General features: G+C 32.2%; 11 protein-coding genes and 1 pseudogene. 3 read left to right on the forward strand and 9 right to left on the reverse strand.

Translation table 11 applies throughout. The features are described from left to right. Nucleotides 1–104: 104 nt before the first annotated feature. Nucleotides 105–1805, reverse strand: coding sequence for an adenine deaminase (gene ade, locus ACWJKS_RS13075; RefSeq protein WP_462959733.1), 1701 nt, complete (start codon nt 1803–1805; stop codon nt 105–107). 117 nt (nt 1806–1922) lie between these two features. Continuing rightward, nucleotides 1923–2600: a ribonuclease H-like domain-containing protein gene (locus ACWJKS_RS13080; RefSeq protein WP_216301689.1), complete on the reverse strand. Its 678-nt coding sequence runs from the start codon at nt 2598–2600 to the stop codon at nt 1923–1925. A 218-nt stretch (nt 2601–2818) separates the two neighbouring features. Here ACWJKS_RS13080 and ACWJKS_RS13085 point away from each other — a divergent pair, with 218 nt between their 5' ends. From ACWJKS_RS13085 to ACWJKS_RS13095, 3 genes are read left to right on the forward strand one after another with little or no spacing between them, the layout of a single operon-like run. After that, a complete protein-coding gene (locus tag ACWJKS_RS13085) occupies nt 2819–3043 on the forward strand; it encodes a FeoA family protein (RefSeq protein WP_165414912.1) in 225 nt (74 codons plus the stop codon). A 33-nt stretch (nt 3044–3076) separates the two neighbouring features. After that, a complete protein-coding gene (gene feoB / locus ACWJKS_RS13090) occupies nt 3077–4840 on the forward strand; it encodes a ferrous iron transport protein B (protein WP_165414911.1) in 1764 nt (587 codons plus the stop codon). Nucleotides 4841–4895: 55 nt separating this feature from the next. Next, nucleotides 4896–5051: a FeoB-associated Cys-rich membrane protein gene (locus ACWJKS_RS13095; RefSeq protein ID WP_165414910.1), complete on the forward strand. Its 156-nt coding sequence runs from the start codon at nt 4896–4898 to the stop codon at nt 5049–5051. Between the two features lie 63 nt (nt 5052–5114). Here ACWJKS_RS13095 and ACWJKS_RS13100 read toward each other — a convergent pair whose 3' ends face one another. From ACWJKS_RS13100 to ltrA, 7 genes and pseudogenes are all read right to left on the reverse strand, one after another. Further along, complete coding sequence (locus tag ACWJKS_RS13100) at nt 5115–5834, reverse strand: ribonuclease H-like domain-containing protein (protein ID WP_165414909.1); 720 nt, start codon at nt 5832–5834, stop codon at nt 5115–5117. Nucleotides 5835–6007: 173 nt separating this feature from the next. Next, a complete protein-coding gene (argS, locus tag ACWJKS_RS13105) occupies nt 6008–7732 on the reverse strand; it encodes an arginine--tRNA ligase (protein ID WP_462959734.1) in 1725 nt (574 codons plus the stop codon). Nucleotides 7733–8235: 503 nt separating this feature from the next. Beyond that, the gene (locus tag ACWJKS_RS13110; RefSeq protein WP_462959735.1) at nt 8236–10314 is read right to left on the reverse strand and encodes a thioredoxin domain-containing protein; all 2079 of its coding nucleotides are present in this window, start codon (nt 10312–10314) and stop codon (nt 8236–8238) included. A 303-nt stretch (nt 10315–10617) separates the two neighbouring features. Further along, nucleotides 10618–11055 carry an SRPBCC domain-containing protein gene (locus ACWJKS_RS13115; protein WP_216301685.1) on the reverse strand — a complete coding sequence of 146 codons (438 nt, stop codon included), beginning with the start codon at nt 11053–11055 and terminating at the stop codon, nt 10618–10620. Between the two features lie 15 nt (nt 11056–11070). After that, entirely contained in the window at nt 11071–11376 is a 306-nt protein-coding gene (locus ACWJKS_RS13120) for an ArsR/SmtB family transcription factor (protein WP_216301684.1), read from the reverse strand. Between the two features lie 368 nt (nt 11377–11744). Continuing rightward, a pseudogene (locus ACWJKS_RS13125) lies at nt 11745–11936 on the reverse strand (DUF255 domain-containing protein); the annotation flags it as partial. Nucleotides 11937–12088: 152 nt separating this feature from the next. After that, nucleotides 12089–13498: a group II intron reverse transcriptase/maturase gene (gene ltrA / locus ACWJKS_RS13130; protein WP_165415056.1), complete on the reverse strand. Its 1410-nt coding sequence runs from the start codon at nt 13496–13498 to the stop codon at nt 12089–12091. Nucleotides 13499–13633 lie beyond the last annotated feature (135 nt).

A 13633-nucleotide genomic window follows, 5' to 3' on the forward strand; every position in this document is an offset into this window, starting at 1 on the left:
TCATAAATATACTTTATTAATTAATATGTTCATCATTTAGAAATGGGTTTAAAAAAAATCTTACAATAATATTAATTATTATTGTAAGATTTTTATTTCCGCTATTATTCGACAATAAGCTTTATAAATGCATGCTTATTATAGTCAAACAATCCTCGAGTAGTAATTTTAACTTCAGGTATTACTGGAAGCGCCATAAAAGATAAGCTTACAAAAGGGTCATATTCCTCTCGTACTCCAAAGCCTCTGGCAATTCTACTAAGCCTATTTAGGTGCTCTGACACCATATATGGGGACTCAAAGGTCATTAGCCCCGCAATTGGCAAGCTTAGCTGAGCAATAACTTTCCCCTCAGACACCATAGCTATACCTCCACCAATCGAAACAAGAGTATTAACTGCCACCTCCATGTCCTTATCATTATCTCCAATGACTATAAGGTTGTGAGAATCATGGACTATTGTTTGTGCTATGGAGCAATGCTTTAATCCTAATCCTTCTATAAATCCAACAAAATGCTTACCTGTATTATGATGTCTTTCAATTACTGCTATTTTTAATACATCTCTTTCTGCCACTCTCTTTATATAACCAAGTTCACTTTCTGTTTTCCTCTGCACCAATTTAGTTCGCAAGGAATTCGGAATTAATTTTATCACATTTACAGCTTTAGCATTACTTTTAACTTTGAAAATTTCACTATCTATAAAATCCATATGCATGGACGATTTTATTTTTAAGTCTACATGTTTTGTGCCCGGTAATTCTTTATACTCTTTACCATTTTTTATAACTTTCATTATATTTACGCCCTTTAAGTCTTCAAATAGCACTAAATCTGCTTTATATCCTGGTGCTATAGCTCCTCTATCCAACAAACCATAACATTTAGCTGCATTAAATGAGGCCATTATAAACGCATTTATAGGATTAATTCCCTGCTTTATAGAAATTCTAATACAGTTATCTATGGAGCCACTCTCTAGTAAATCGTCTACATGTCTATCATCCGTGCAAAATAAAAATCTTCCGAAGTTATTCTTGGTAACAGCGGGAAGAATGTCCTTTAAATTTCTTGCAGCTGATCCTTCTCGCAGCATTACGTACATTCCCCTACTAACTTTTAGTAAGGCTTCTTTGGCATTTTCGCTTTCATGATCTGTTCTTACACCGCAGCTTAAGTATGCATTTAACTCCCTAGGCGATATATTAGGACAGTGACCATCTATATGTTTGTGCTTTGCTATATCTATTTTTTTTAATATATTTTCATCCTTATTTGTAACTGCGGTCACATCCATTACTTCACCGAGACCTAAAACTAGCTTATTATTGATTAATTTATCAAAATTATTAGCATTAAGAACGAATCCACTATCCTCAAAGTTTGTTGCCGGAACACAAGAAGGTAGCATAAAAAAAACATCTATAGGTGCTTTTTTACTATTATTTATCATAAAGTTAATACCGTTCATTCCTTCTACATTAGCTATTTCATGTGGATCTGCTATTATTGTAGTTACACCTTTTTTAATTATCACCTCCGCAAACTGCTTGGGCATAATCATGGAGGATTCTATGTGTACATGCGAATCAATGAATCCCGGCGAAACATATAAATCTGAGCAATCAATTTCAGCGGTTCCATCGTATTCACCAATTCCTATAATAGTATCGCCTAGTATAGCAATATCCCCTCTATCTATATTTTCAGTAAACACATTTATAAAATTCGCATTCTTTAGCACTAAATCTGCTTTAACCCTTCCCATCGCTGCATCAATGTTTCTCCGAGTCTGCTCCATATGCTTCCCTCCTCTAATAATTTTAAAACACCCTTCTATTAAATTATTATGGAAATGCTTACAGTATTCCTCATTACTAAGTTAATCTAAAATTTTTTAGCAAATAAAAAAACACAGCTATTGATGTGCTATGCTTTCCTCAGTTTTTAACTGTATTTTATTGTACCAATCAACATATATATAAAATAAACTAACAACATCTTGTTGATTATATAATAATATTTTTTCTTTTTTTTCTTTAGGCATTCTATTTATATACTCAGCATCTTTTACTATTTTACCAAAGGTTTTAGCTAAATTAGAGCCACTAATTACCTCACTTTCGCGATCAATCTCAAATATCTTTTCTAGAGCTTTAAGCCCAATACATGTTCCTTCAGCTTTTTCATAACATTTCTGCAAATCTACTTCGCCAAAATACCCTTCTAGTATAAAATCTATTTTATGAGCTTTTAACAAATAGTTTATAACTGTAAAATCATTATTCCCTGAAAATGTAACGATGAATTTTTTATTATACTTCATCTTCATTTCTTCAAAATAATTTTTAGCTAAAGATAATATTTCTATAGCATCTTTTTTATTTTCCGCCATATATTGGGTAACCTTTAACTCATTTGAAATTTCATCATAATAGCAGCACCCAAAAACTCCTATACATATGGGCTTTTTATAAATGTAATGTTCTAAATCAAAAAACAATGCATCTTTAAAGAGTTGCTTATTTCCGTCTATAGTAAGGGCCCCTTCCACTGAAATTTCCCCTACCTTAATACTACTAAGTTTTGTAATCACAATATCACTCTTTTCTACTAAGTTTTCTAAAAAGCAAAACCGTAAATTTGCACATGTCTAATTTAAACCTCTGCTCTATTTATATGTTATCACATTTCCACTATTTTATAAAATCATTTTTAAAATTTAATGATTTTTCTTGTTACTTCATATTGACACTAATAGATAAACATGTTAAAATTACAATTGAGAATTGTTTTCATTAAGGAGTGATTATTATAAGTATTTACGATTTAAAGCCAGGAGATAAAGCGCTCATTGACTCCGTTTGCGGGGATGATAAATTTGCTAAAAGATTACTCGCATTAGGCTTCATAGAAGGTACTGAAGTTAAATTAGTAGCTACCGCACCTCTAGGGGATCCTATAATTATAAATTTACGCGGTTTCAATTTAGCCATTAGAAAAAATGACGCTAAAAATATATCTATAAAAATTGCATAATTATTATAGCGAGATATAATAAGGAGGATTTGAATGATTACTGCTGCTTTACTAGGTAATCCTAATGTTGGCAAAACAACTCTATTTAATGCACTTACAGGTTCTAACCAATACGTAGGTAATTGGGCTGGAGTGACCGTAGAAAAAAAAGAAGGCTTTATAGCTAATAAAATTAAAATTGTTGACTTGCCTGGTATTTATGCCATGGACACTTATTCAAACGAAGAAAAAGTTTCCAAGGAATTTTTGCAAAGCAGTAACGTAGATGTAATTGTAAATATTGTTGATGCATCGAGCCTTGATAGAAATTTATACCTTACAACTCAATTAAAACAATTTAACAAACCGATAATTTTAGTATTAAACATGATAGACGTAGCAATATCTAAGGGAATAGACATTAATTTAAAACTTTTAGAACAAAAACTAGGGGTAAAAATAATACCTATAGTAGCTTCAAAAGGTAAAGGTATTTCTGATGTTCGCGATTGCCTCCTCAAAAAGGATTACATTACCACTTCTACAAACAGTCTAAAATTTAAAGATGAAAAAGAAACTTATGATTACATTGAATGTTTATTAAAATCAATTACTAATAAAAACACTGATAATAAAGCTTCTATTACAGAAAAAATAGATAAAATTGTGCTTAATAGAATACTTGCTTATCCGCTATTTTTCGGAAGTTTATTTTTAATTTTTATGTTTACATTTACCTGGGTTGGACAACCTTTAGCTGATCTTCTAGATAGTTTGCTTAATGATTTTTTCGTTCCATTTTTACGTATTGTACTTGCGAGTAACAGCGCTTGGTTTTCTTCTCTACTAATTGATGGTATCGTAGGCGGAGTTGGTTCCGTAATAGTATTTTTACCGGTTATATTGACATTATTCTTAGGTATCTCATTTTTAGAAGACAGTGGATACATGGCAAGAGCTGCTTTTATAATGGATAAGTTAATGAGAAAAATGGGCTTATCAGGTAAAGCTTTTATTCCTTTAATTGTTGGTTTCGGTTGCTCTGTTCCAGCTATAATGTCTGCTAGAACTCTAGAGAGTGATAAAGACAGAAAATTAACAGCACTTTTAGTTCCTCTTATGTCCTGCAATGCCAGGCTTCCAGTTTATGCATTGTTTGCATCAATATTTTTTCCTGGAAGAGAAACCTTCATGGTATTTTCATTATACTTACTAGGTATTGGTTTAGCCTTTGGAATTGGCCTACTATTTAAAAATACTTTATTCAAAAAGGATGAAGAACCTTTTATTATAGAATTACCTGTATATAAATTACCAGAACCAAAAAGCTTATTAATACACACTTGGCAAAAAGGTAAAGGCTTCTTAAAGAAAGCCGGCACTATAATTTTCTCAATTTCCGTAATAATATGGTTTTTATCAAATTTCAATACTACAGGTATGGTTGATATAAACATTAGCTTTTTAGCTTCAATAGGAAAATTTATAAATCCAGTATTTATACCACTTGGATTTGCTTCATGGCAAAATTCGGTAGCACTTTTAACTGGTCTTATGGCTAAGGAAGTAGTTGTAGGTACAATGGGTGTTATATATGGAGGTAATTTAAAACATATTTTAGCTAATTATTTTACGCCACTATCGGCTTATAGTTTCTTAGTTTTCGTATTATTATATACTCCCTGTGTATCGGTAATCGCAACTATGAAAAAGGAATATGGAAATAAAATGGCAATTTTTTCTTTAACATATCAATTGCTATTAGCTTGGATAGTTTCTTTTATAATATTTAATGTAGGTAGTATTATAATTGGATAATAAAAAATTTATAGCATAAAATATATAGTATAAAATATAAAGAGGTGATGCTAGCGTGGAATTTATTATTGTTGGTGTGATTATAGTTGTAGCTGGATATATCTTGTATTCTAATATAAAAAAGCAAGCAAGTGGTGATTGTGGTTGTGGAAATGGCTGTAAAGGCTGTAGCCATAGTTGTGAGATAAAGCCCCCCAATAAAATTCAATAAAAAAAGCAGTGGTATAGTACATTTTTGTACTATACCACTGTTTTTTTTAATCTTAACTATGCACTATTTTGCTAATATAGATAACCTGGTACTCACCATTTTTAGTGGTTCATTAGTTGTTCTATTACTTTTCAAAAAAGCCATTTGTTTTTTAGCTAATTTTTCTTTTCTCTTAAGATCCAAATCATTTTCAATAATATCAACTACATTGAAAATTTTAGGCAAATTCACAACATCCTCATAATTATGAAGCATAAGAATTTCCTTAGACTTTTCATCATGTTTTACTAGGTATTCATTATATAGTTCAACCCACATAGCCCCATTTATTTCATCTTTTCTGTTAATACCAGTGAACTGCTCTACACTTTTTAAACTGCAATTTTTAATTCCCATTTTTTTATGAAAAGGTCTTATAATCCTAAATAAATCTATATGTTCCCTTGGCATTCTAAACCCAAGATTATATCTGTACATCTTTCTAATTATGAAGGGCTCATCAAAGGCTGTTCCATTATAAGAACACCATCTTTTAAAATTACCCATCGCTTTCTTAAGTTCTTTCAAAAGACTCTCCTCGTCGCTTGGCGCCTCCGCAAAATATTGAACGATTTCAAATTCATCTTTGTTTAAGTAATACCCTAAAGATATCAATACTATTTTATCATATTCCATATCGAACCCTGTAGCTTCAATATCTAAATACGCAATAGTGTCCATCTTATATTTGGTGAAAATTTCGTTAGGCAAAATAACCTTAATTTTGTATTTTTTGATAAACATAGTTCCCCCTAATCTATAAAAAAAGAAAAGTATCTATTACAACAAATGTGTTTTTTATTTGCTAAATAATTCTAAACAAGTTTTACATTTTTCTATAATCTAATAATACATTAAAAACAGCGTTATTGCAAATAATTGCAATAACGCAAATCCAAAGGAATACCGAGTATATGCTACATTCTGTCTACAACTTCTATCCCTATAAGGTTTAACGCGTTCTTGATTACTTGGCAAGTAGATTCTACCATTTTAATTTTTGCTTTTTTATTCGATTCATCTTCTAAATTTGATATATTGTGCTGATTATAAAATTTATTAAATGCCTTTGCTACCTCAATAACATATCTTGTAACCATAGATGGTTCTAATTTATCAATAGCAGCCATAATTGCACTTTGGAAACCTTCTAACTGCTTAACAAGTTCAAATTCTTCTTTAGAATTTAATTTATTATAATCAGGTTCTACATTAGTTCTAACTTCATTAGTTTCAGGTTTATTGCTATTTTCTCCAACTTTTCTTAATATGCTTTTTGCTCTTGCATAAGTATATTGCACATAAGGACCTGTTTCCCCATCAAAGCTAAGCATTTCTTCCCAATTGAAGACAATATCTCTTTCTCTATGATTTTTTAAATAAGTGAATACAATAGCACCTATTCCTACTTTTTTAGCTACATCTTCTTTGTTTTCAAGCTCTGGATTTTTTTCATTTATTACTTCAAGAGTTTTAACCACTGCTTGATCTAATAATTCATCTAAGAAAATAACATCGCCTTTTCTTGTAGATAATTTTTTATCTGCAAATCTTACTGTGCCAAAAGGTACATGCACACAATCATCTGCCCACTTATTGCCCATAAGCTTTAAAGTAGTAAATACTTGTTTAAAATGAAGAGCTTGATCTTTTCCAACTACATAAATATTTTTATGAAAATCATAAGTCTTCTTTCTGTAAGTTGCTGCAGCTAAATCACGAGTAGCATAAATTGTAGCACCGTCTGATTTTTTAATTATGCAAGGTGGTATATTGTATTCATCGAGCATTACAACTTTAGCTCCATTACTGTCTACAAGTAGGCCCTTTGAATCTATGTCTTTTATTATGTCATCCATTTTATCACAGTAAAAACTTTCCCCAGCATAAGAATCAAATTCAACATTTAAAGTTTTGTAAAGTTTCTTAAACTCTACTAGGCTTAAGTCTCTAAATTTAGTCCAAAGCTTAACTTCATCAACGCAACCGTCTTCTAATTTCCTAAAATACATTTTTGCTTCATCATTAAGTGTTGGGTCAATATCAGCCTCTTCATGGAATTTCACATAAATTCTTAATAATTCATTAATAGGCTCTTTTTCTAATGCATCTTCGTCTACCCAGTTTTTATAGGCGTAAATAAGCTTACCAAATTGTGTTCCCCAATCCCCAAGATGATTAATTCCAGTACAATTATATCCTTCAAAAGAAAGTATCTTATATAAAGAGTTACCTATAACTGTAGTGAATAAATGTCCTACGTGAAATGGCTTTGCTATATTAGGTGATGAATACTCTACTATCATATTCTTACCTTCACCTATTTTAGATGAACCATAGCTTTCTCCCTCTTCTAATATTTTTTCTATAGTATTTTTAATAAATACTCCTTTGTCTAGAAAGAAATTTAAGTAAGGACCAAAGCACTCTATTTTTTCAAAACCCTCATTTTCAATTTTTCCTTTTAGGTCATTAGCTATCATATTAGGCGCTTTTTTCATAGTTTTTCCTAATTGAAAACACGGAAAAGCAAACTCTCCCATTTCAGGTCTTGGGGGTATTTCAATTAACTTCTCTATTGTTTCTATATCGAGCTCCACCAATTGTTTAATTCTTTCTGCAACTATTTTTTTATAATCCATAAAAATTCCCTCCTGTATTGCTCTGCGGTAGATAACAATTGTTATCCCTCCTGCGCTGCATTTCACTTGATACACTTATTAATTGTAATCCTAATTTCAAAATCCATATATATTGTAATATAACAAAAACCCATCTCTAAATAAAGAGACGGGTTATACTTCCGCTGTACCACTCTAGTTGACTATAAAGTCCACTCAATGTGTTAACGCTACTCGCGGCTTACCCTATAAGAGTCAAAAATACTTTTAACTAGTTCAGGCAGCTTCTCCAAGGTTCTCTTCCTAAAATTAATTTAATACTAATTTTGTTAAATAGTTGCCCACTTAACTTCCTATACCTTACAAGGCTTACACTCTACCCTTGCTCGCTTTAAGATTAATAAGAAAGTACTGTCCTTTTCATGGAATTTAATGATTATATAATTATATAATTACTCAATAATAGCTTAAATTATATCACTACAGTACATATTTGTCAATTTTTTTACAATTTGTTTTGCATATTAATAAATCTTAATATACTCAGAGAATTTTTTCAAATCAGTAATTGGCTCTTTGCAAGTAAAATTCTCACAAATATAGGCAGTAGTCTTTCCCTGCAAAGGTTTATGTGCTCTTAACTCATTATTAATGGAATTTAACCTTTCATCGCCAGTGTTTATTACTACTGTAGCAAATGGGAGGTAATTACTATTAATCTCTTTAATCATAGCTTTAGTAACACTACCCTGCCCCTCTCCTGCGATAATAATATCCTTTCCTGGTATATTGCTATATAATAGTGCCGTCATAAAATAAGCATGAGCACTTTCTATAGTTTTAACCTTTGAAGCAAAAGCCTCAAATTGCCCGTATGCCTCATTTTCTAATTCACTATTACCACTTAATCTAGCAAGCCTTAACATATTTAAAGTAGCCACTGAATTACCTGATGGCATAGCACCATCATATATATCTTTTGGCCTAACAATTAGTTCTTCTCCGTCAACTCCATATAAAAACAATCCACCTTGCTCTTCATCTTTAAACAACTTAAGCATATTTTTATTAAACTCTATTGCTCTAGCTAAGTATTTTACATTAAAAGTAGCTTCATATAACTCAATTAAAGCATGCACAAGGAATGCGTAATCTTCTAAATAGCCTAAATGGGCTATTTCGCCTTCTCTGTACCTAGCCATTAATCTTCCTTTTTCATTAATCATGTTACTTAAAATAAAATCCATAGCCTTTTCTGCCTGGGTAATATAATCGCTATTTTCAAAAATTCTTCCACCATAAGCGAGCGCCGCAATCATAAGTCCATTCCAGGAAGTTAATATCTTGTCATCCTTATAAGGATGAATTCTTTTTTCCCTATATTCAAATAACTTTTGTCTCATTTCTTCTAATTTGCGTTCTATTTTTTCATCTATCTTAGAGCTACTTTTTTTGCCAATAAGATTTGGAATATTCCTACCTTCAAAATTACCTTCAACCGTTATATTATAGCGTTTACAATAGGTTTCATAAAGCTCCTCACCTAAAACTAAACCTATTTCCTTTAATGTTAATAAATAATATGTGCCTTCTTCTCCCTCACTATCTGCATCCTCTGCTGAGTAAAAGCCACCCTCTGGAGAGGTCATATCCCTTAAGATATAAATAAATATTTTTTCAGCTACTTGTTTGTAGAATACTTTGCCTGTAGCTTCAAAAGCCTCAATATATACTGTAGCTAAAAGTGCATTGTCATATAACATTTTTTCGAAGTGAGGTATGAGCCATCTCCCATCTGTGGAATACCTTGAGAATCCAAACCCTATATGGTCGAAAATCCCGCCCTCATACATAGCTTCCAAAGTTTTTTCTACCATCTCTAATGCTTTAGGCTCATTATAATTTCTCCAGTATTTCAATAAAAATTGCAAGTTATGAGGCGCTGGAAATTTTGGAGACCTTCCAAATCCACCATAATCACAATCAAATACACCCTTGAAGCTATTATATGCATTATGTATTTCATCCTCGCCTATTTCTTCTCCTAGTTCTACTAGATTAACCTTTTTATCAATGTTTTTTATATGCTCTACTATTTTTTCACTAGATGCTATAATATTCTCTCTTTCTTCATTCCACTGCTGTGCTATAGAATTCAGTACATCCTTTATGCCTGGCATTCTATGTCTACTTTCCCTTGGAAAATACGTACCAGCATAAAATGGCTTTTTATCTGGTGTCATAAAAATAGTTAAGGGCCATCCACCACTTCCAGTTAAAGTTTGGCATACGGTCATATAAATACTGTCTATATCTGGGCGTTCCTCTCTATCTACCTTTATTGATACAAAATATTTATTTAAAATAGCTGCTACTTCTTCATTTTCAAAAGATTCTTTCTCCATGACATGACACCAATGGCAAGTTGAATAACCGATTGAAAGGAAGATTGGTTTATCTTCTGCTTTTGCTTTGGTAAAGGCGTCTTCACCCCAGGGATTCCAACTTACTGGGTTATATGCATGTTGCAGAAGGTATGGAGACTTTTCATTAATTAATCTGTTAGGTTTTCTGTTTTGTTTAATAGTGTCTAGTTTAGTCATAGCTACAACAACTCCTATCAAATATGTATTAACGATATTATGCCCAATGTAACTACTTTAAGTCCATAAAAATAAAGAATAACATTTTATCCAAGTGTTTAATTTTGTGTTGCATACCTATATCAATACAAAAACACTTGTGTCGTCCGTAAAGAAAGTTTTATCTTATTTCATAATTTCTAATGCAAAAGCCCGATTAACATCATTTTATCAGTCAGATATAACCAGCCTTCCATAAAAATAACCTAGTATCATTCTTTAATCCAAGATACTAAGTTATTTTTTTATATTCAATTTTCTTTATCAGTGCTTCCAAGGAAGCGACGGAAGTGGTTCTCCTGTTTCTAATAGAGTTTTTATTCCACAAAGAATAAAAGTCCATCCAGCAGCAGCTTGCTGGAATTTTGCATCTTCAGCATTTATATCTTGCAAAATTGTTAATTTTGTTAAGGGTCCCATCTCTTGTATTTCGAAAACCACTGTTGTGATCTTTTCTTCAGTATTTTCTTGAAACTTTTTCCAAGTATAGGAAAGTCTTTTGTTTGGGTTATATTCAATAACTTCGCCTCTCACTTCCTCTTTTCCTTCGGGTGTAATAACTGATACAGAGGAACCAACATTCCATTTAGAAATTACACTGCGTCCGAACCAATATTTTTTTGTATATTCAGGTTTAATAAGAGCTTCCCATACTTTCTCCGCACTGGTCGATATAACTATTTGATACATAAATCCTTCCATAATATCCTCCTTAGTTTATTTTTCAAGATTTCCTTTCAATTCCATCAAGTCTTCAATTCTTATTTCATCAAACTTATTTATCCACCTCAAAGAAATTAGCCTTAATGGAACAGTATTAATATAATGAATCTTCTCTCTCCCCCTCCATATGGGTACTATAATATCGGCGTTTTCTAGTATTAAAAGATGTTTTGATACTGCCTGTCTTGACATTTCAAGCCGGGAACATAGTTCAGAAAGAGATTGACCATTCTTTTCATAAAGCAGATCTAATAAGTAACGACGTGACTTGTCAGCAAGAGCACTAAATATTTTATCCATAGTTTTATATTAGCAACCATTTAGTTGCATGTCAAGTTTTTTTCAAATTACTACTAATGTCATCCATTGTGCCTCAAATTTTCTTTTATTCATGTAATAATACTCCTCGTCTTCATAGGAGTATTATTACATTATTTTAGGTGACGGGTTATTTGTCGCTTACATATATATAACATACACAGCTTTAGTTAATAGTAATTGTTCTGTAACTATATTATTTAATAACAATTTAAAAAGGCATAAAAAAACAATACCTACAATTAAGTTAGTGCTTATATAGGAATTGAAGTTGAAGTTTTAGTGCAAAAGCATCTTAATACATTGATTTTAAATGGTTTCTTCTTTGTCATAAATTGCAGTCTTTAGGTTACATGACACCAATGGCAAGTTGAATAACCGATTGAAAGGAAGATTGGTTTATCTTTTGCTTTGGTAAGGGCGTACTCACCCGAGGGATTCCAACTTACTGGGTTATATGCATGTTGCAGAAGGTATGGAGACTTTTCATTAATTAATCTGTTAGGTTTTTTGTTTTGTTTAATAGTGCCTAGTTTAGTCATAGCTACAACAACTCCTATCAAATATGTATTAACGATATTATGCCCAATGTAACTACTTTAAGTCCAATCGAGTAGGAGGCTAATCATTATTTGATTAGCCGACCTCTCACACCACCCTGCATACCGTTCGGTACAAGGCGGTTCTATAAGAACTAACAAGTTCTAAGATAATATTTCGTTATACTGATTAGACCTAGACTTTCTAGGTCTTTATCTTTATATGCAATATTCATAATTGGACTCTTGGATATTCTCCAATAACTTCTTCGTGTATTTGCATATTCCCAAGACTTTTGTTTTGATAGCCCTCTCTTTTTAAGTTCCTTGAATCTCGTTCTGACCCTTTTCCATTGTTTCCATATACAGAGGCGTATCCTTCTCCTTAACCATCGGTCTAGCTCTTTTGCTATAGTTTTCATATTAGCTATTCTGAAATAATTTATCCATCCTCGAAGTTTCTGATTCAGTTTTTGGAATCTCCATTCTAGGCTTTTCCCATTACTTCTTGAAGTTACTTCTTTGATGTTTTTCTTAAGTTTTTCTATAGCTTTCGGGTGTACACGTACTTGAATTCCACCTTTGCCATTGTAAAATGAAAAACTTAAGTATTTCAGTTTCCATGGCCTAGCTACCTTACTTTTGTTTAGATTTATTTTCAGTTTCAGTTCTTCCTCCAGAAATTTTGTAACTGACCTCATTACTCTTTCCGCAGATCGTTTGCTCTTAACGTAGATATTGCAATCATCTGCAAAACGACAGAACCTTAATCCACGCCTTTCCAGTTCTTTATCCAATTCATTTAGATAAATATTACTGAGTAGCGGACTACATGGACCACCCTGCGGGCATCCGAGGTCTGTTTCTGCGACCACTCCGTTTATCATTACACCTGATTGTAAATATTTCCTTATTAATCTTAATACCTTTTTGTCATCTAAATCCTTGGATAGGATGGACATGAGTTTATCATGATTTACAGTATCAAAATACTTAGATATGTCAATGTCAACGACCCATTTATAACCGTCGTTGATGTGTTCTTTACATTTTTCAATCGCTTGGTGTTGACTTCTTCCTGGTCGGAATCCAAAACTTGTTTCTGAAAACTTTTCCTCGTAGATTGGTGTTAACACTTGGGCTATCGCCTGTTGTACTACCCTGTCTACTACCGTAGGTATTCCTAGAAGTCTTTTCCCACCGTCGGGTTTATCTATTTCTACCCTACGGACTGGCATTGGGGTATAACTTTCTTCTATTAAATCCTTTTGAAGTTGGCTGTTGTTACGTTTTAGGTATTCTAGTAGTTCATCTACTGTCATTCCATCCACGCCACTACTTCCTTTATTTTTCTTCACCTTTTTGTATGCTTTGTTCAAATTGCCACGATGAAGAATTTGCTCCATTAGGTTATTAGTATCTCGTTTCTTGTCGTCTCTTCCATTCCTTGACGCCGAAGAAATACTCATCACTTCTATGTTATCTTGGATTTCCAACCCTACCTCGCATAGATAGTCTTCATTATGAAGTTTTCTGATTTCTACATATTTCTTTGAGTTCTTCAAAATTTTCAAAACCTCCTATAGTTCAGCCCTTCCCAAAATATTTATAAATATTTTGGTACTATGGCGTCGGCTGACTGCTCATGATAAATCTTATTTCAACCATGTATCGAAATACATCTTAACATGTCCATGAGC

Source organism: Clostridium sp. CM038, from assembly GCF_055081105.1.

What these genes read in the sequence shown, in the direction of transcription:
- ade (WP_462959733.1), bottom strand. Translation starts at nt 1,805, where the DNA reads ATGGAGCAGACTCGGAGAAACATTGATGCAGCGATGGGAAGGGTTAAA.
- feoB (WP_165414911.1), top strand. Translation starts at nt 3,077, where the DNA reads ATGATTACTGCTGCTTTACTAGGTAATCCTAATGTTGGCAAAACAACT.
- ACWJKS_RS13100 (WP_165414909.1), bottom strand. Translation starts at nt 5,834, where the DNA reads ATGTTTATCAAAAAATACAAAATTAAGGTTATTTTGCCTAACGAAATT.
- argS (WP_462959734.1), bottom strand. Translation starts at nt 7,732, where the DNA reads ATGGATTATAAAAAAATAGTTGCAGAAAGAATTAAACAATTGGTGGAG.
- ACWJKS_RS13110 (WP_462959735.1), bottom strand. Translation starts at nt 10,314, where the DNA reads ATGACTAAACTAGACACTATTAAACAAAACAGAAAACCTAACAGATTA.
- ACWJKS_RS13115 (WP_216301685.1), bottom strand. Translation starts at nt 11,055, where the DNA reads ATGGAAGGATTTATGTATCAAATAGTTATATCGACCAGTGCGGAGAAA.
- ACWJKS_RS13120 (WP_216301684.1), bottom strand. Translation starts at nt 11,376, where the DNA reads ATGGATAAAATATTTAGTGCTCTTGCTGACAAGTCACGTCGTTACTTA.